The 18,436-nt window shown below is 36.5% G+C and carries 16 protein-coding genes and 1 pseudogene; 1 reads left to right on the top strand and 16 read right to left on the bottom strand.

Going from position 1 to position 18,436, the window contains the following annotated elements; all coding sequences use genetic code 11:
* Window positions 1-195: 195 nt before the first annotated feature.
* The 14 genes from rpoN to AP75_RS08865 form a co-directional block, all read right to left on the bottom strand.
* The gene (rpoN, locus tag AP75_RS08930) at window positions 196-1,674 is read right to left on the bottom strand and encodes an RNA polymerase factor sigma-54 (protein ID WP_088264346.1); all 1,479 of its coding nucleotides are present in this window, start codon (window positions 1,672-1,674) and stop codon (window positions 196-198) included.
* 93 nt (window positions 1,675-1,767) lie between these two features.
* A complete protein-coding gene (gene asnS / locus AP75_RS08925) occupies window positions 1,768-3,213 on the bottom strand; it encodes an asparagine--tRNA ligase (protein ID WP_031502496.1) in 1,446 nt (481 codons plus the stop codon).
* Window positions 3,214-3,401: 188 nt separating this feature from the next.
* Entirely contained in the window at window positions 3,402-3,944 is a 543-nt protein-coding gene (gene rimM / locus AP75_RS08920; RefSeq protein ID WP_031502494.1) for a ribosome maturation factor RimM, read from the bottom strand.
* A gap of 156 nt (window positions 3,945-4,100) precedes the next feature.
* Window positions 4,101-4,778 carry a 30S ribosomal protein S16 gene (locus AP75_RS08915; protein ID WP_088264352.1) on the bottom strand — a complete coding sequence of 226 codons (678 nt, stop codon included), beginning with the start codon at window positions 4,776-4,778 and terminating at the stop codon, window positions 4,101-4,103.
* A 163-nt stretch (window positions 4,779-4,941) separates the two neighbouring features.
* Window positions 4,942-7,227, bottom strand: a complete 2,286-nt coding sequence (locus AP75_RS08910) for a TonB-dependent siderophore receptor (RefSeq protein WP_088264344.1) — start codon at window positions 7,225-7,227, stop codon at window positions 4,942-4,944.
* 153 nt (window positions 7,228-7,380) lie between these two features.
* Window positions 7,381-8,760 (bottom strand): APC family permease, encoded by a 1,380-nt coding sequence (locus AP75_RS08905; RefSeq protein ID WP_031502491.1) that lies wholly within the window; start codon window positions 8,758-8,760, stop codon window positions 7,381-7,383.
* A 29-nt stretch (window positions 8,761-8,789) separates the two neighbouring features.
* Window positions 8,790-10,679 carry an ABC-F family ATP-binding cassette domain-containing protein gene (locus AP75_RS08900; protein ID WP_031502489.1) on the bottom strand — a complete coding sequence of 630 codons (1,890 nt, stop codon included), beginning with the start codon at window positions 10,677-10,679 and terminating at the stop codon, window positions 8,790-8,792.
* 103 nt (window positions 10,680-10,782) lie between these two features.
* Complete coding sequence (locus tag AP75_RS08895; RefSeq protein WP_169711626.1) at window positions 10,783-11,646, bottom strand: glycoside hydrolase family 25 protein; 864 nt, start codon at window positions 11,644-11,646, stop codon at window positions 10,783-10,785.
* A 77-nt stretch (window positions 11,647-11,723) separates the two neighbouring features.
* A complete protein-coding gene (gene deoC, locus AP75_RS08890) occupies window positions 11,724-12,467 on the bottom strand; it encodes a deoxyribose-phosphate aldolase (RefSeq protein WP_031502488.1) in 744 nt (247 codons plus the stop codon).
* Window positions 12,467-12,937, bottom strand: coding sequence for an Lrp/AsnC ligand binding domain-containing protein (locus tag AP75_RS08885; RefSeq protein WP_031502486.1), 471 nt, complete (start codon window positions 12,935-12,937; stop codon window positions 12,467-12,469). The genes deoC and AP75_RS08885 overlap by 1 nt, the downstream gene beginning before the upstream one ends.
* A gap of 18 nt (window positions 12,938-12,955) precedes the next feature.
* Window positions 12,956-13,918, bottom strand: coding sequence for an endonuclease/exonuclease/phosphatase family protein (locus AP75_RS08880; RefSeq protein ID WP_088264342.1), 963 nt, complete (start codon window positions 13,916-13,918; stop codon window positions 12,956-12,958).
* A 65-nt stretch (window positions 13,919-13,983) separates the two neighbouring features.
* Window positions 13,984-14,658 carry a tRNA (guanosine(37)-N1)-methyltransferase TrmD gene (trmD, locus tag AP75_RS08875; RefSeq protein ID WP_088264340.1) on the bottom strand — a complete coding sequence of 225 codons (675 nt, stop codon included), beginning with the start codon at window positions 14,656-14,658 and terminating at the stop codon, window positions 13,984-13,986.
* Complete coding sequence (locus tag AP75_RS08870; protein ID WP_088264338.1) at window positions 14,655-15,917, bottom strand: NAD(P)/FAD-dependent oxidoreductase; 1,263 nt, start codon at window positions 15,915-15,917, stop codon at window positions 14,655-14,657. The genes trmD and AP75_RS08870 overlap by 4 nt, the downstream gene beginning before the upstream one ends.
* A 98-nt stretch (window positions 15,918-16,015) precedes the next feature.
* The gene (locus AP75_RS08865; protein WP_031503267.1) at window positions 16,016-16,372 is read right to left on the bottom strand and encodes a T9SS type A sorting domain-containing protein; all 357 of its coding nucleotides are present in this window, start codon (window positions 16,370-16,372) and stop codon (window positions 16,016-16,018) included.
* A 124-nt stretch (window positions 16,373-16,496) separates the two neighbouring features.
* Between AP75_RS08865 and hemB the strand changes: the two genes are divergently transcribed.
* The gene (gene hemB, locus AP75_RS08860; RefSeq protein WP_088264336.1) at window positions 16,497-17,489 is read left to right on the top strand and encodes a porphobilinogen synthase; all 993 of its coding nucleotides are present in this window, start codon (window positions 16,497-16,499) and stop codon (window positions 17,487-17,489) included.
* Between the two features lie 57 nt (window positions 17,490-17,546).
* On the opposite strand, the pseudogene AP75_RS08855 reads toward hemB, so the two are convergent.
* Together AP75_RS08855 and AP75_RS08850 are read right to left on the bottom strand one after the other, a co-directional pair.
* Window positions 17,547-17,844 (bottom strand): annotated as a pseudogene (locus AP75_RS08855) (TM2 domain-containing protein).
* Between the two features lie 71 nt (window positions 17,845-17,915).
* Window positions 17,916-18,425, bottom strand: a complete 510-nt coding sequence (locus AP75_RS08850; RefSeq protein WP_031503269.1) for a nitroreductase family protein — start codon at window positions 18,423-18,425, stop codon at window positions 17,916-17,918.
* Window positions 18,426-18,436 lie beyond the last annotated feature (11 nt).

Here is an 18,436-nt window from a genome sequence, read left to right as displayed (position 1 = left end):
TAAGGAGAGACACATTAATTGGCTTTTTGGTAGGAACTGTTATTATGATGGCCATCAGTGTGATTTTGATTTGGGTATATTATCGACTCGTATATGGTATCCTGCTAAAGCGCTTAAGCAAAAACCTGGAAGATTTGCAGAAAATAGATCAGCAGCAGCAATAAAACAAAAAAGTCAGATTTCTCTGACTTTTTTTTATAACTCTTTCCTTAATCTTGCTACCGGAATATTAAGCTGTTCCCGATATTTTGCAATGGTTCGCCTTGCGATATTGTAACCTTTTTCTTTTAACAGGCCTACCAAGGCATCATCGGTCAGCGGTTTTCTTTTGTTTTCGTTGTTGATGACTTCCTGAAGATAATTTTTAATTTCCTTTGTTGAAACTTCCTCGCCATCATCATTGGTTAATGAGTCGGAGAAAAGGTTTTTCAAATAAACAATTCCGTTCGGTGTGTCGGCATATTTGCTTTTTACCACCCTTGAAATTGTAGAAATATCAAACCCTGTAATATCTGCAACATCCTTCAAAATCATTGGTTTCAGAGATTTTTCATCACCTGTGATAAAATAATTTTTCTGCAGTTTCACAATTGCGGAAATGGTTTGCAACAAAGTATTTTGTCGTTGATTAATGGCATCAATATACCATTTCGCCGCATCCAACTTTTGCTTGATGAAAAGTGCTGCTTGCTTATGATCAGCAGATTTTTTATCGTGAGAATAGGTGGTAAGAATGTCTTTGTATTCTTCCGAAACTCTCAGTGTAGGTGCATTTTTACTATTTAATAAAGGAATCACATCTACTTGTCCATTTTTTGTTTCTTTAATTTGAATGACAAAATCCGGGATGATTTCTTGGTTAATGGTGATGGTTTGTGTATCGAAATTTCCTCCAACTTTCGGCGATAGTTTCGAAATCACTTCCAACGCATCTTTCAAATCATCTTCTTCGATGTCATATTTCTGGATGATTTTATTGTAGTGCTTATTGGTTAAAGCATCAAACTGATTTCTCAGGATATTTCCTGCCAAAATCACAGCCTTATCTGCACTTACTTTTTTCTCAATTTGCAACAGAAGACATTCCTGAAGATTTCTCGCTCCCACTCCTGGCGGATCAAGTTTTTGAACATAATTTTCAAGAATATCGGTCACTTTTTCCTGGGTCGTATAAATTCCTTGTGAAAAAGCTAAATCGTCAACAATTTGTTTGATTTCTCTTCTTAAATACCCATCATTATCGAGATTTCCAATCAAATATTCTGCAATTTTCAGGTCTTCACCTTCGATACTGCTGAGATTAATCTGCTCCAAAAGATAATCATATAACGATTGCCCTTCAGTGAGAAGTGATTCGTTATCAAAATCCTCATCGTCCGCCGAATAATTACTTGAAGCCGTTTTATAGGCCGGTTCATCATCAAAAATATATTCATCCACATCAAAATCGGTACTGATGGTTTCAGTTCCTTCGTCCTCGTAAGCCTCATCCAAAGATGCATAATCGTCCTCTTTCGTTTCTTCCTGAACTTTTTCGAGTGCCGGATTTTCTTCAAGTTCGCGCTCCAATTCTTCTTCAAATTCCAAGGTATGCAATTGGATCAGCTTCATCAGTTGGATTTGTTGTGGTGCGAGTTTTTGCCCGAGTTTTAATTGTAGATTTTGTTTCAGCATTGTTTGGAATTATTTTTCCGTTTTTTGGTTAATGAACAGTTTTCTCTGGTTTTAATTCGAATGAAGATTATCAGTTTTAATGAGTTTTATTGGCTAAAATTCGGCATTTTTTGGTGTTCTTGGGAAAGGAATTACATCTCGAATATTCGTCATTCCCGTTACGAAAAGCACCAGTCTTTCAAGTCCAAGACCGAAACCTGCGTGCGGAACCGAACCGAATTTTCGGGTATCTATATACCACCAAAGTTCGTGTGCATCAACATTCATGGCCTTCATCTTCTCGGTCAGAACATCGTATCTTTCCTCTCTTTGCGAACCTCCGATAATTTCACCGATTCCTGGGAAAAGCACATCCATTGCTGCTACAGTTTTCCCATCTTCATTGAGTTTCATGTAGAATGCTTTGATTTCTTTCGGATAATCGAAAAGTACTACTGGACTTTCAAAATGCTTTTCAACCAAATATCTTTCGTGTTCGCTTTGCAAATCTGCACCCCAATCTTCAATAGGAAACTGGAACTTGCCTTTTTTGTTTTCTTTAGAATTTTTTAGAATTTCGATCGCTTCCGTATAAGAAACTCTCTTAAATCTTTTCTTGATAACGTTTTCCAATTTCTCAATCAAACCTTCTGAAGCTCTGTCTTTTTCAGGTTTTTGTTTTTGTTCTTCGGCAAACCTTTTATCCAAAAATTCCAAATCGTCTTTGCAATTTTCTAACGCATAACCGATCACATATTTTAAGAAATCTTCTGCCAAATCGATATTATCTTCAAGATTATTGAACGCGACTTCAGGTTCCACCATCCAAAACTCGGCGAGGTGACGCGTGGTATTAGAATTCTCAGCCCGGAAAGTCGGCCCGAAAGTATACACTCTACCCAAGCCCATCATTGCAGTTTCCACATTCAACTGACCGGAAACCGTTAGATTGGTCTTTTTCCCGAAGAAATCTTGCTCAAAATCGATATCTCCGTTTTCGTCTCGCGGGATATTGTTCAGATCAAAATTGGTTACCCCAAACATTTCTCCGGCTCCTTCCGCATCAGCACCAGTAATAATAGGAGTATTCATGTAGAAAAACTGATTCTGGTTAAAGAATTGATGAATCGCAAAGCTGATCGCACTTCTCACTCTGAAAACCGCTCCAAACAAGTTGGTACGAAAACGCAAGTGCGCTTGCTCGCGAAGAACTTCCAGCGAGTGTTTTTTGGGTTGTAAAATGGTTTTGTCTCTTTCTTCGGTAAAATTATCTCCTAAAATTTGAATTTTCTTAGCGATAACTTCGATATTTTGTCCAGCTCCCTGACTTTCTACCACCTCACCAACAATTTTCACGGAAGAAGCTGTGCTGATATTTTTCAGAATATTTTCATCAAATTTTTCAAAATCTACAACCACTTGCAGGTTATTGATCGTGGAACCATCGTTCAAAGCGATAAAACGGTTGGAGCGAAATGCTCTCACCCAGCCTTGTACAGTTATATCGTGATGTAAAACTTTTTTATAATCTGAAAGTAATTCGTTAATCGTCGTTCTCATTGCTGACATTCAATTTTTATATATCACTCGGAAAATAAGATTTCCGACTTTTCTTATTTAACAATAAATACAAATGTAATAAATTTTGGCGTAATTTTTGATGATGGCGTCCGTTTTTTCTTGGAAATTATTAATGCATTTTCCTTCAAAAAAAATTGAAAAAAATTACTTAAAAAAGGCCTAAAATATTATTCATCTTTTTTAGATGGAATTAGGAAAACATCCATCAAACCTTCCGGCAAAGCCATTTTGAGATATTTTTCTTCGCGGTTTAATTCCAAAATCCATTCTTTAATAATCGGAATAATAATCTGTGTTCCGGCAAGATCCAGATAAAAATAATGTTGCGCAGTTTGATCATTAATGGAAACAATTGTTCCGCAACTTTTGCCATCTTCCTCCCTAATTTCAAAACCTACAACTTCGTGGTAATAGAACTTGTTTCCGGTAAGTTTAGGCAAAGTAGAAAGTGGCATATAAACATCTTTTCCTAATGATTGTTCAACCAAAGCTTCGGTAGAATTTTTAAAGGATATGATCAGTGTATCACCTTTACTCCAGGATTGTTTAGCAACAAAAAATGGAACCAGCAAACCGTTGATTTCCACAAATATGGAATCGAGTTTTTGGTACATTTCGGGCTGATCTGTATCTAACTTAAGAAAAACATTTCCTTGAAGACCATGTCTTCTGGTGATTTTTCCTAAGAAATAGCAATCTTCTTTTCTCATTTTATTAATAATTAATGCATTGTAATTTCAAAGAAAGTCTTGAAATGACCTTATGATTTTACATAATATATTGCAAATATAAAGGGTTTTAAAATAACAAAGACGCCAAAAAGGCGTCTTTGCGATTATTTTGTAAGATTATTTTACAGAATAAAATTAAGCTTTCGCTTCTTCAGTTCCTTCTGTATCTGCATCATTTTTAGGAGCAACTGCATCAGCAATTTTTTCCGTTACATTTGCAACTGTATCTACTACAGCAGCAGCAGCGCTTCCTACAACTTCAGCAGCATTTTCTAGAGCTGTTTTCTCTTCAGCCAATTTTGCATCAGCAGCAGCTTTTTCTTCCGCTAATTTAGCTTCTTCTTCCGCTTTCGCATCAGCTTCTGCTTTTGCAGCAGCGTCTAATCTTGCTTGGTTTACTTTAGCTTCTGCTTCAAGAGCTGCATTTTTAGCTTCTTTTTGGGCTTTAGTTAAAGATTCCTTTTTGTTTTTTACTGCACCTTCTTTTTCTTCTAACCAAGCAGCGAATTTTTTATCAGCTTCTTCTGCAGAGAAAGCACCTTTCGCAACACCACCTTGTAAGTGTTTTTTGTAAAGTGCACCTTTGTAAGAAAGGATTGCTCTTGCAGTATCGGTTGGTTGCGCACCATTGTTTAACCATTTTACCGCTGCATCCACGTCTAAATTAATAACCGCAGGGTTTGTAATTGGGTTATAAGTCCCGATTTTTTCGATGAATTTACCATCTCTTCTCGCTCTTGCATCTGCAACAACAATGTGGAAAAAAGGTTTTCCTTTTTTACCGTGTCTTTGTAATCTAATTTTTACTGACATAAATGTTTGATTTTGTGGGAACTCGTCCCGATTAATTATAAGGGTGCAAAGATAATATTTTTTTCTTAATATCCGATTTATATTGTAATCATTAAGGATTTTTTTCATCAAAAAAGAGCGGAAACAAAGTCTCCACTCTTTTCAAAAAAAATTTAATCTGAATCTATAATTTGTACGTTAAAGTAAAGTAGTAGTTCCTAGGAGTGATCGGGTTTACCGAATAGTTTTCATGTACATTGTAGTTTTCTGTATCGAAAATATTTCCGATTTTTCCTTGTAGGGAAAACTTGTTCCATTCATACCCAATTGTTGCATTTACAGTAACATAATCTTCCAATTCGAAACTTCTGGAAACACCATTTCTGGTAATTACTGTGGATTTGCTATCATTCCAACCTGCTAATCGGTTCCCGATAAAATATGCGCCGGCTCCTATTTTCAATCCTTTGATGTTGCCTTCAGTAAATTTGTAAAATACAGATGCATTCGCTGTGGTAGCAGGGGTTCGAACAAGTCTTTGTTTCTCAACATAGCCTTTTTCAGGAGTGTCTAAATAAACAGAATTGTTGTAAGAAAATCCTCCGATAAGCGATATATTTTTGGTAGGATTTCCGGTGATATCCACTTCTACTCCGCGGCTGCGCATTTTTCCGGCAAATTCTTTCAAATTGGAATCCGGAGTTACAACCGCTCCCGAAGCATTTTGATACCAGTAACTTTGATAAAAATTATTGTAATCGATTTGATAAAGGGAAATATTAAACGCTAAAGCATTATCCCAAATATTTTTCTTAAGTCCGATTTCGTATTGATCAATGGTGGTTGGTTTTATTCCTTGTCTTGAAATACTTTGCACTTGTGCCAAAACCTCAGCAGCAGTTCCAGCGGTATTGATGGATTGCAATTCTGTAGAAGTTTCTCCGGAATTTGCTGCGAATGAATTGGTATAAGTTGCAAACACAGACATATTATCATTTGGCATATAAACAACGCCTACTTTTGGAGAAAAAGCCTGATCAGAAGTTCCTGTGTTGTCTAACAATTTCTTTTCACCTGTCGAAAATTTGGTGTTAATCGTTGGCATATTCTCAATGTAAGACCACCGCAAACCTGCAATCACCTTCCATTGTTTGGTAAGACTGATAAAATCTTGCGCATACGCACCAACTCTTCTGGTATTAATTCGATTTTTGGTATTTGCAGTCGCCGACGGCATTGCTACACTTCCCCATGTGGAAGCATCATCCAAATAAAGAACATTGTTGGTAGAACTCAACGTATATGCGTAAGAATCAGCTTGGCTATAATCGGCATCTGCACCGAATAATACTTTATGATTAATTTTCCCGGTATTGAATTCACCATTAATATTCACCTGAGCCGATCCGTAATTTTGTTCATTATAAGTTTTATTGAAAGGACGTACCCATGCCAAACGCGTAGGATCCACGGACGCATTATTTTTAATGTAACCCCATTGCACTCGCTCCGAAGAAAAATAATCTTTGGTATAATTTTGATAGGAAGCTACCGCGTTTAAAGTCCAGTTGGTACTCAACTGATGGTTAAAAGTAATATTGGTAGAAGCTTGTTCTACATTCTGGTATTGCCAGTCGGTCCCGAAAAACACATTTCTGCCAACTTTATCGTTCAATGAATAACTCAAATCAGCATTGGTAATTGAACCAACCCCAAAATCTGGCGTGAAATCATTTCTCAAATAATCTGCCTCCACAATCAACTGGGATTTTTCACCTAAATTGAATAAAAAAGAAGGATTGAAATAATATTTTTCAGAAGACACTTGATCACGAAAACTATCCGCAGTTTCATAAGCGCCATTCACTCGGAACGCTACATTATCCGTAAGCGGACCATAGAAATCAACAGTAGGTTTATAGGAATTCCAGCTTCCCGCACTGAAACCTACAGAACCACCAAAATTGAATCTTGGTTTTTTAGTCACCATGTTGATAATTCCTCCAGCCGCGGTATTTCCGTAAAGCATTGCGTTGGCTCCTTTCAATACTTCCACCCTTTCCAAGCCGGAAACTTCCGGAAAAACACCGCTATTTATACGAGTTCCATTCTTGAAAATATTATCATTACCTAAACTGAAACCTCTTCCACCAAAACTATCCTGAGAATTCCCTCTTGATGATGTGATGTACAAACCGTTCACATTTTGCAAAACATCGCTCAACTGCTTTGCTTGTTGCTGTTCGATAATCTCGTGGGTAACAATTGCAATCGGCTGCGGAGTTTCCATTACCGTAAGATTCGATTTCGTTGACAATGGTTTTGCAACATTCGGGTTTCCGGTTTTATGAAGATTGATATCCTCAATCAATTGTATTTTTACCGTATCGCTGATTGGTTCAAATTTCATTTGTGCTTGTGCTGATAACGCAACAACAAGAAGACTCGCAGATAGTATTTGCTTTTTCATTAATAAGTTTTTATTTAGAATGAATTAAAATAACGGTGCAAATGTAGAAAACACTCGCAATTCGACCAAATTTATTTTGAATTATTCTAAATAAGTTTGCAAAAAAGTACAGAAATCCCTGAAATGAAGAAGATTAACCTATACTGATTTTTATCAGTTTTTCTTTTTGAAGACAAATCCTGCAAAAATGAAAACAGCTGTCACTAGAAAATATGAAATTCCATTCGGCGAAGTAGCCGTTCCGAAAAGTACCGTGAAAGTTCCCAAAATCGCGATTACTGCCATCATTGATTTGAAAAAATGATTTCCGGAAAAAACATTTTGTTTTAAAAGTTTAAACAACCCGAAGAAAAGTGCAGTATTCACCAAATAAATAAATACAATCGGTATCGCGGAAAGATCAAAATTCCGCTCGGTGAAAAATGAAAAAGTATTGGTGATGTAATAAATAACAAGATAAACAACAATAATTGCCAAACCTAGAAATGCACTGTTTAAAGGCATTTTCGTTTTGGAATTGATTTGATTAAGGTTAAAAAACTTCTTCGACTTTTCAAGATTCGCAAACTGATAAGGTACCCGAATGGTCGCCAAAAGCAATCCATTCGCCGTTCCCAAAACCGAAATAATAATGAAAACCTGCATTACCAAAGCTCCTAGATCAGAGCCTATTTTTCTGGAAAATTCAGTAATATAGGTGTCTTTTAAAGCAATAATTTCATCGCCACTCATTCCAAAAACAATTCCCATATAATACGAAATATAGATCACCATCACTGCAACTGTTCCTATAATCAAAGCTTTCGGAAGATTTTTTCTTGAATTTTTAATCTCTCCGGAAATTTGAGTCGCAACATACCAACCATCAAATGCAAATGAAATGGGGATAAAACTCGCCGCAATCAATACCAACAAAGTTTGATTTTCTTTCACATTTTTAGCTGCATAAGAAAAAGTATTCACTTCCTCTACATCGCCTTTCAGCAAACTGATAATTCCCAATGATGCAATAAATATAAGCGGAAGAACCTTCAAAACCGTCGTTAATTGCTGGAAAATCCCGCTGCTTTTCGGTTTGTAAATATTAAAAACAAAAAAAATCAGCAAATTCACAAATCCAATTAGTACAAAATGTAAAGTCGTTGGTTGAAATTGCAAAAATTCTGCTGCGAAATGTGCAATATAAATCCCGGAAACCATGAACAAAACCGCGGTTAACAAAGGATAAAACAAGCCCATATAGATCCAGCCAACAAAATATCCGGCGGTTTTCCCAAAGCGGTATTCTATGTAATTCAGAATTCCCCCATCTTTTGGAAGCAATTCCGCATAATTTGCCATCGAAATTGCACCGAAAATCACACTGAAACCGACGATTACAAAACCTGCAAGACCTGCAAAAATATTTCCTTGAGCAGCAGTAAGAACATCATCAATTTTGAAAAAAATTCCGGAGCCAATTACCTGACCTATAACCATCGAAATAGCCGTAAACAAACCATATTTGGCTTCCAGTTTTTGTTGATTTTCCATACGGAGAAAGTAGTTTTGTATTAAGTAATTTAGTCTTGTAGTTCGAGCCAGCGCATTTCCATTTCTTCAATTTTGCCAGAAATTCGCTCTAATTCCGCCGAATAAACGGATACTTTTCCATAATCGGTTTCGTTATTCAGTTTTTCCAGAATTTCGTTGCGTTCTTTTTCTAAAACAGGAAGATCTTTATCAATCATTTCCAATTCACGTTGTTCTTTGAAAGACAATTTCCTTTTGTTTGTAGCCGGTTTTTCTGCCGAAACAGAAGCAGCAGGAATTTCATTTTTAATGGAATCTTGTCGGATTTCCGGTTGATTTTTCCCACTTTCTTGGCTTTTCTTCTCGCGATATTCCGAAAAGTTGCCTACAAAATCTTTGATGATTCCGTCGCCCTCAAATGCTAAAATATGATCTACAATTCGATCCATAAAATATCTATCGTGAGAAACAATAATCAATGAACCTTGGAAATTTAAAAGAAAATTCTCCAAAACCGTTAGAGTCGGCAGATCCAGATCATTCGTAGGCTCATCAAATATGAGAAAATTCGGGTTTTGATAAAGAACATACATCAAATGAAGCCTTCTTTTTTCCCCACCGGAAAGTTTAGAAATCGGCGAATATTGTGTTTGATCATCAAAAAGAAATAACCTCAAAAACTGCGATGCAGAAATGGTTCTTCCATTGGCCAACGGAAAATTTTCACCAATTTCTTTAATAAAATCAATTACACGCTCGTCTTCTTTGTATTTTAAACCTTTCTGAGAGAAATATCCGAATTTTATCGTTTCTCCGGTTTCTATTTCTCCTTTGTCATAAGGTTCAAAACCTTGAATAATATTGAGTAAAGTTGATTTTCCTGCTCCGTTTTTCCCAACAATTCCTACTTTTTCTCCACGCTGAAATTGATATGAAAAATCTTTGATCAAAAGTTTTTCACCGAAACTTTTGTTGATATTTTTAAGTTCAAGGATTTTCTTTCCGAGGCGTTTCATTTCAAAATCCAATTCTAGATTTTGTTTTCTGGTATCGGTTTTAGCGATTTTTTCAGTTTCGTAAAAGGAATCAATTCGAGATTTTGATTTTGTGGTTCGAGCTTTCGGTTGTCGACGCATCCATTCCAATTCCTTTCGGTAAAGGTTGTTGGCTTTATCGATGGTGGAATTTAAATTGTCTTCGCGAATCATTTTATTTTCCAGATAAGTCGCATAACTTCCGTTGTGGACGTATAAATTTTGGTCTTCCATTTCCCAAATTGTGTCGCAAACAGCATCCAAGAAATATCGGTCGTGCGTCACCAAAAGTAAAGTTACCATCGCTTTGGAAAGGTAATTTTCCAGCCATTCCACCATATCGACATCGAGGTGGTTGGTAGGTTCGTCCATAATCAGAAGGGTATGACGATGTTCAGCTCTGGTTTCCAACAACAATTTGGCGAGAGCAACTCTTTTTATTTGACCGCCTGAAAGCGTTTTCATTTTCGCCTCCAAATCGGTTATTTTCAGTTGGGAAAGGATTTGCCGCATTTCATTCTCCAAATCCCAAGCTTTATGAATTTCCATCTCAGCGAGGGCTTTTTCCATATCATCGGGATTCTCGGTATGAAGCGCGTGATGGTAATTTTTAACAGCCAAAATCGGTGGGGAATCCAGGGTCATCATGAATTCTTCTACATTGAGATTACCTTCAAAATCAATTTCCTGATCGAAAAGAAGTACCTGAATATCTTTGTTAATCACCACATTTCCGGAATCGGCAATTTCCTTGCCCATCAAAATCTTCAATAAAGTTGATTTTCCTGAGCCATTTTTTGCAACGATTGCAATTTTGTCGCCTTCATTCACATGAAAGGTGATGTCTTGAAATAAGACTTTTAAACCATAGGATTTGGTTAAATTTTCAGCGGAAACGTAGTTCATCAGAATTAGGAATTTTTGCGAAAGTACTGAATTTTGAGCAGATATGAATGGTCACCAAAAAAGCAACTTTGCAGTTGCTCTTCATTATTAATAGAAATCGGATTTAATCTAATGTCAAACTTTTCAGCGACCACAGACTTCCGTTATACACATTCAGATCAACTTTGGTGTTTATTCCATATACAATTCCGTTTTCGGTAAATTGCCAAAAGTCCCAAATCCCCGTTGGTGTTGGTTGCGGGACATCGTTGTAATTTGCCAGCCAAAGCGGATAATCATCAAATTCGCCTTCCAAAAAATCTTTGTGATAGTGGTAATAACTATAAATGATGGGTTTTTCTCCATATTTTTCTTCTACAATTCGGCACCATATTTTCAAATCTTCGATGAGTTTTTCATTGGATTTTCGTCGCGGAATTTTTTCGATATCTAAAATCGGTGGTAAATCACCTTCCTCTAGTTTTGCATTTTCTAGAAAATTGTTCGCCTGCATGACAGGATCCTCATCGGCTCGGTAAAAATGATAAGCTCCACGGATGAGATTGTGTTTTTTAGCAAGTGCCCAGAACTCATCAAAGTTTTTATCGGCACTTCGGTTTCCCATCGTTGCTCTTAAAATCACAAATTTTATAGGAACAGCACGATTTCCGATGCTTAAACTATCCCATTGAATATCTTCTTTTCGCTGGTAATGCGACATATCGATACCAAAAGTTTTATCCACATAATCCTCAACAATCTTGTTGATTCGTTGCTCTTCGAATTCGGAATTGGACAATTTCTTATGCTCAAATTTATTGAAATACATTGCGTAATAAAACGCAATTTTCTGTTTCAAATAAAATCCGGTTCCAAGTAAAGCTACCGCCAAAATCACGAGCAAAATTTCCCGTCTCAAGAGAAAATGCCTTCTCCGAGCTTTATGAATTTTTCGGGTTGTCTGTTTTTTGATGGGTTTCTTTGCCATGGTTTGCAAAAATAGGATTTAAACACAAAAAATCGCACCATCGGCACGATTTCTTAAAATTTTATATAAAGACTGTTTTAATATCCTCCTTGGGCTTCTTCGTCGGATACCAACGCTTTTGCGGAGGAAGTTCCAATTCTTTTCACTCCGAGAGCAATCATTTTTTCGGCATCTTCTGGACTTTTCACTCCGCCGGCTGCTTTCACGGAAAGAGAACCTGCGTTTTCAAGCATTAATTGGATTCCTTCGAAAGTCGCTCCGTTGGGTTTTCCGTTTTCAGTAGGATAAAATCCGGTGGATGATTTCACGAAAATGTTTGGCAAATCTTCGGCCTTGAAATTCTCTTCCGCCCAAATTCTGATATTTCTGGTTAAATCAACAATTTGTTCATCGGTAAGCGCCGCGATTTCAATGATCCATTTTACCACTTTACCGTTTTCTAAACCGAGTTGGGTACATTTTATAAATTCCTGTTTCGGAGTTTCTAAATCTCCTTTTTTATAGGCTTCATAATTGATTACAAAATCCAATTCGTCCGCTCCATCGTTTATGGCTTGTTGCGCTTCAGAATATTTTTCGTCAACACTTGCGGTTCCTTCGTGAAATCCGATCACGGTTCCTACTTTTACATTGGAATTATTTTTAAGCAAATATTCTTTGATTTCTTTCACAAAATTCGGACGAATCATGACTTCAAAAAAATCGTTTTCGATCGCTTCACGAGTAAGTTCATCAACTTTTTCTCTGGTTTGTTCTTCTGATAATCCCGATTGTTGTGGTGTTTTAAGATAGGTAGAATCTAAGTAATTATTAATTTTCATTACACTTTAAGTTGTCGGTTAATACTTTGTTCCAAAGATATGATAGTTTCGGTTCTTGTTACACCTTTCAGTTTTTGTAGTTTGTTGAGAATTTCCATCAAATGATCATTATCTCGGCAAAGAACCTTAAGGAAAATGGTGTAATTTCCAGTAGTATAATGAGCTTCAACTACTTCATTGACATCTTTTAAAGCCTTGATCGCATCGGGATAGTGGCTCGGTTGATCTAAGAAAACCCCGATATAAGAAACTACTTTGTAACCAATTTTTTTGGGATTAAGAAAGGAAATAGAGTTTTCGATCACTCCTGCTTGCTCCAGTTTTTTAATCCTTTGGTGAACAGCGGTAGTCGAAATACCAACATTTTTCGAGATATGAGCCAAAGAAGTTTTTGCATTGTCCATTAACATATAAATGATTTCCTTATCAACGGAATCCAAGTGGTAGCTTGATTGTACTGCGCTTTTCATTTTTAATTCAATTCTTCTTTAAATATTATTATTTTTTTTAAGCTCTGTAATTACTGGAAAATGATCGCTGTAACCTCCCAAATATCGGGTTCCAGCATAAGTTCGGAATGGTCTTCCTGCAAAATTTTTATCGTAATTCGTCAATTTGAGATGATTAAAAATTTTCGCTTCACTAAATTTCAAAACAAAATCACCGATAAAAAATTTATCCGACAAAATTATTTGGTCAAAAAGTAAGCCATCCTTATAATGAAAAGTCGAGAATTTTTGATTTTCAAACAAATCGATGTAGGGATTGATGAGTTTTTTCTCAGAATTATAATCATATTGCAAATTCATTAAATTTTCATCAATAGGATTTTCGTTGAAATCTCCACAAATAATTACCGCTTCATTTTGTTGATTGATAAGTTGAACCACTTTCTCCCGAAGATCTCGCATGATATAATCCCGCTTAGGTTTGTTGACATCTTTTTCCCTTTTGGAAGGAAGATGAAGCACGAAAACATTGATGATTTCACCCAAATATTTCACCTTGCAAAACAACACATCTCTTGTTGTATCGTAGTTTGAAGAATTTTCGTCCTCAATTTCGAAGAAATAAGTAATCGGTTCCGAAGAAATAATTTCTACTTTATTTTTATCATACAGCAACGCCACATCCACCCCTCTTTCGTCCATGGAATCATAATGCACAACTCCAAAATTCGAATTAAAGGGATCCATCGCAACCAAATCATCTAAAGGTTTTTGTCCTTGAATTTCTGAAAGACCAATAAGAAAAGGGAGTGTATTTTCAGTTTCCTGAACCAATTGAAAGACATGAGCAATCTTGAAAAGCTTGTTGTGATACCTTCGTTTATCCCAATTTCTCAATCCAGACAAGGTAGGATCCAGCTTATGAACCTGTGGAGGATCCGGAGAAAACAAATTTTCCACATTGTAAAAAGCAATTAACTCTTTAGATTCATTAGATATCATCAGCAAATTTGTCTTTCATTTTTTCGAATTGTAAATTTAAAAAAAATAATTAATTATGTTTGGCATTAATCCAAAAGATCAGGTCTTTTTTCTTGAGTAATTTTTACAGCTTCGTCGTTAAGCCACTCTTCAATTTTTTTAGAATTTCCACTGAGCAAAACTTCCGGAACTTTCAAACCCTTGTATTCTGAAGGTCTCGTGTAAATTGGTGGTGAAAGAAGATTGTCCTGAAAACTGTCGGTAAGTGCGCTTTGCTCATCATTCAAAACACCTGGAAGAAGCCTTATCACGCTATCTGCCAATACACAAGCTACGAGTTCACCACCCGTCAAAACGTAATCGCCAATAGAAATTTCTTTGGTAATATGCAGTTCTCGAACACGTTGATCGATTCCTTTATAATGTCCGCATAAGAAAATCAAATTTTTTTGGATGGATAACGAATTCGCAATTTTTTGATTTAAAGTTTCTCCGTCGGGAGTGAGATATATCACCTCATCATAGTTTCGCTGAGATTTTAACTCCGAAATACACAGGTCCAAAGGCTCAATCATCATCACCATTCCTGCGCCACCTCCGTACGGTTCGTCGTCAACTTGGCGATGCTTTCCTAAACCGAAATCTCGCAAATTATGAAAATGAACTTCTGCCAAACCTTTATCCATCGCGCGTTTCAGGATAGACGTTCGGAACGGACTTTCCATCAATTCCGGTAACACACTTATGATATCAATTCTCATTGTTCTGTTCTATTTTTTTTGTTGGGGATGATGATTAGGCGAAGCGAGGAATCTTTGTTGACATAACTCCACATCCAGTTAAAGAAAACTGCCAATTTGTTTCGCACCGAAAGAATAAGCATCAAATGCAAAAACATCCAAAAATACCAAGCCAAAAAACCTTGAAATTTAAAATTAGGCAAATCCACTACCGCGCGGTGTTTCCCGATGGTTGCCATACTTCCTTGATCTTTATATTCATATTCAACCCACTCATTTTCTGTTTTTTTAAGGAAGTTTTTTCCTAAATTTTTTCCTTGATTAATAGCAACATTCGCCACTTGAGGATGACCTTGAGGATAAAGTGGAGTTTCCATGTAGGCAATATCTCCAATCGCGAAAATATTGCTATACCCTTGCACACGATTGAAACGATCGGTTTTGTATCGATTTCGAACCATGATTTCAGGATTCAAGCCTTCGATGACATTTCCGGTAACACCGGCTGCCCAAATCACGTTATTGGCAGGGATTTCTTTGCCACTTTCCAGAAAAACTCGGTCGCCATCGTAATCGACAACCCTTTCGCCACTCATGAATTTCACGCCAAGTTCCTGAAGATATTTCTCCGACATTTTCTGTGCTTCTTCACTCATCACGTTCAGTGGTGTATCTGTAGAACTTACCAAAATGATATTCAAATTATCAAAATTCATATTTGGATAATCTCTTGGCAGAATTTCCTTTTTCATTTCAGCAAAAGCTCCAGCCAATTCGACACCGGTGGGTCCACTTCCTACGATAACGATATTCCAATTCCCATCGTCGCTACGTCTTTTTTGAATGATTAATTTTTCGAAAGTCAGTAGAACATGATTACGGATCGCAATCGCTTCGTGAGTATCCTTCATCCCGAAGGTGAGGCTTTCCATCTTCGAATTTCCGAAAAAATTGGTTTTGCAACCTGTTGCGATAACGAGTTTATCGTAAGAAAATTCGGCCTCGGAAGTAATGATTTTATTTTGCTCCGGAAGTATATTCTGCACTTCGATCATTCGATATTGCGTATTTCTGGATCGTTGGAATATTTTCCGGAAGGGAAAAGAAATATTGCTCGGTTCGATACGACCGCACGCAACTTGGTAAAAAAGAGGTTGAAACATGTGATGGTTTACCTTATCGATAACAATCACTTTTTTTCGCTTATTATTAAGAGTTTTAGCAAGCTGAAGCCCTGCAAAACCACCGCCGATGATTATAATTTTCTCCCTGGTTTCCATGAGACAAAATTACTGATTTTTTTACAGTTAAATCTTAGCGGAACCATTCAAAAACCATTATTAAATAAAAAATCCTTGAAAAATCAAAGATTAAAAATTTATTGCTTAACGATTTGGGTGACCTTTTGGGTATTGTCGCTCATGGTATATCTCATTAGATACTTACCAGGTTTCAGTTTATCCAACCGAATTTCTCCGGAATACATATTTACTGCATATTCCGCAACCTGCATTCCTAATATTGAATAAAAAGTAACCGATTTTATTTTTAAATCACTGTCTTTTGATTTTACAATAATAAAGTCTTTGGCAGGATTAGGATACGCCACCAAAACTCCATCATCAGATTTCTGAGATGCAGTCATCGGCTCTCTATAAACAGATTGAGCGGAAACTTTTTCCGAAAAAACTGTTAAACTGCCGATAAAAATTAAAGAAAATAATAATTTTTTCACCTTATAGAACTTATATATTTATAAATATCCTTACAAATGTAAGAAATTGAAATTTATTTACAATAGCTTTTTAATAAAACTATAATTAAATTTGCAAAATTCTAACTCAAAAACCATTCCAAAAATGATCATATATTCCAGAAATAGAAGATTGCGTACCAATCCATCTATTAGAGCTTTAGTGCAACAAACCGTTTTAACAACCAATGATTTAGTGATGCCAATTTTCGTTATGGAAGGCGAAAATAAACAAGAGCCCATTCCATCGATGCCCGGAATATTCCGAAGAACATTGGATTTAACCGTAAAAGAATGCCAGGAATTATACAAATTAGGCGTGAAAGGGGTAAATCTTTATATGAAAGTTTCTGAAAACCTGAAAGATAATAAAGGAACAGAATCTTGGAACGAAAACGGATTGATGCAAAATACCATTAAAGCCATTAAAGACGCCGTTCCCGGAATGGTTGTGATGCCTGATGTCGCTTTAGATCCCTACTCTATCTACGGCCACGATGGAATTATCGCCAACGGAAAAATTGATAATGATTCCACGCTCGAAGCTTTGGTAAAAATGTCGGTTTCGCTTGCTGCGGCTGGTGCTGATATTCTGGCTCCGAGTGATATGATGGACGGCCGTGTTGCCGCAATAAGAACCGGTTTGGAAGAAGGTGGATTCACTGATGTCGGCATTTTAAGTTATGCTGCGAAATATGCAAGTTCATTTTACGGCCCTTTCAGAAGTGCTTTAGATTCAGCACCGAAAGAAAATACGGACATTCCGAAGGACAAAAAAACCTATCAAATGGATTTCCACAATTCCCGAGAAGCGATGGATGAAGTCTTAAAAGATGTTGCAGAAGGCGCAGATATCATCATGATCAAACCAGGAATGCCTTATCTTGATATTGTTGCCAAAGTTCGCGAATCGATCGATTTACCGATTGCGGTTTACAACGTGAGCGGCGAATATGCCATGCTGAAAGCCGCTGTACAAAACGGTTGGCTGGATAACGATCAAGCCATCATCGAAAGTTTAACTTGCATTAAAAGAGCCGGTGCCGATATTATTTTCACCTACGCAGCCAAGGAAGCAGCGATTTTGCTTAACCATTAAAAGAAGTTAATTTCATAAAAAAAATCTTTCAAATATTTTGAAATATTTTTTTTGTTTTTAAAACCATGCTTTTTTATTCTGCACATACGTCCTATCGAATTGTTCGTCGCTCATGGTGAGGTAAATAATCCCTTCAATAAAAGGAATAACTGTTGCAATTCCGCAGGTTACAATATTCAAAACAATTTGAATAATTCCTTCGTTGATGTAGCCCAAAAAATAATTTATTAGCTCCAAAAGTTCCTAATAAAATTCCCAAAAGTCCTGCGGCGAGTTTTTTCTCGGAACGATAATTTCCGTTACTGAAATTTTGGTTTTGCTGAGATTCGGGATTGTTGTAACCGTAGGTTTCCATTTTTTCTTTGATTTTTCTTGATTAATTGTTTCATAATCAGTATCAATCTTTAGAAAAAAGTTACATTTCTCTTAAATTTTACCCAAATAAAATAATCCGTAACATTTTTGATTTTCCTCTAAACCGAGAAATCCATCAAGATGTTTGATCATTCCCGGCGAACTCCAATAGCAACCCACCTTATGGGCAGTAGAAGTAAGATACATGTTCTGAACCGCCATTGCCGTTGCAGCAATCTCTTCCCATTCCGGAAGCAAACCACTGAAATTTACCGAAATACTGATGACAACATTAGCTTGCTCTACTTTTTCAATGAAACTAAGGTATTTTTTCTCAAGAAAAACTTCTGGCGCGGTGGTATTTTTATAAATATCTGCAAGATGCTGCCCTAAACTTTTTTTCTCATCTCCTTTAAAAACCTTCAATCTCCAGGGTTTTGTCCGCTTGTGATTAGGTGCAAACTTGGCGGAATTTACTATTTCTTCCAAAATTTCCGGTTCGATATCTTCTGTGGTATAATCTTTTGGGAAAATACTTCTTCTACTTGCGATAATTTCTTTTAATACTGCTGGTTTTTCCATTTTATTTGAAT

The organism is Kaistella haifensis DSM 19056 (genome assembly GCF_000735695.2).
In the GTDB taxonomy this organism is placed as follows: domain Bacteria; phylum Bacteroidota; class Bacteroidia; order Flavobacteriales; family Weeksellaceae; genus Kaistella; species Kaistella haifensis.
This window is presented reverse-complemented; position numbering and strand designations above follow the sequence as displayed.

What these genes read in the sequence shown, in the direction of transcription:
- rpoN (WP_088264346.1), bottom strand. Translation starts at nt 1,674, where the DNA reads ATGCTGAAACAAAATCTACAATTAAAACTCGGGCAAAAACTCGCACCA.
- asnS (WP_031502496.1), bottom strand. Translation starts at nt 3,213, where the DNA reads ATGAGAACGACGATTAACGAATTACTTTCAGATTATAAAAAAGTTTTA.
- rimM (WP_031502494.1), bottom strand. Translation starts at nt 3,944, where the DNA reads ATGAGAAAAGAAGATTGCTATTTCTTAGGAAAAATCACCAGAAGACAT.
- AP75_RS08915 (WP_088264352.1), bottom strand. Translation starts at nt 4,778, where the DNA reads ATGTCAGTAAAAATTAGATTACAAAGACACGGTAAAAAAGGAAAACCT.
- AP75_RS08910 (WP_088264344.1), bottom strand. Translation starts at nt 7,227, where the DNA reads ATGAAAAAGCAAATACTATCTGCGAGTCTTCTTGTTGTTGCGTTATCA.
- AP75_RS08905 (WP_031502491.1), bottom strand. Translation starts at nt 8,760, where the DNA reads ATGGAAAATCAACAAAAACTGGAAGCCAAATATGGTTTGTTTACGGCT.
- AP75_RS08900 (WP_031502489.1), bottom strand. Translation starts at nt 10,679, where the DNA reads ATGAACTACGTTTCCGCTGAAAATTTAACCAAATCCTATGGTTTAAAA.
- AP75_RS08895 (WP_169711626.1), bottom strand. Translation starts at nt 11,646, where the DNA reads ATGGCAAAGAAACCCATCAAAAAACAGACAACCCGAAAAATTCATAAA.
- deoC (WP_031502488.1), bottom strand. Translation starts at nt 12,467, where the DNA reads ATGAAAATTAATAATTACTTAGATTCTACCTATCTTAAAACACCACAA.
- AP75_RS08885 (WP_031502486.1), bottom strand. Translation starts at nt 12,937, where the DNA reads ATGAAAAGCGCAGTACAATCAAGCTACCACTTGGATTCCGTTGATAAG.
- AP75_RS08880 (WP_088264342.1), bottom strand. Translation starts at nt 13,918, where the DNA reads ATGATATCTAATGAATCTAAAGAGTTAATTGCTTTTTACAATGTGGAA.
- trmD (WP_088264340.1), bottom strand. Translation starts at nt 14,658, where the DNA reads ATGAGAATTGATATCATAAGTGTGTTACCGGAATTGATGGAAAGTCCG.
- AP75_RS08870 (WP_088264338.1), bottom strand. Translation starts at nt 15,917, where the DNA reads ATGGAAACCAGGGAGAAAATTATAATCATCGGCGGTGGTTTTGCAGGG.
- hemB (WP_088264336.1), top strand. Translation starts at nt 16,497, where the DNA reads ATGATCATATATTCCAGAAATAGAAGATTGCGTACCAATCCATCTATT.
- AP75_RS08850 (WP_031503269.1), bottom strand. Translation starts at nt 18,425, where the DNA reads ATGGAAAAACCAGCAGTATTAAAAGAAATTATCGCAAGTAGAAGAAGT.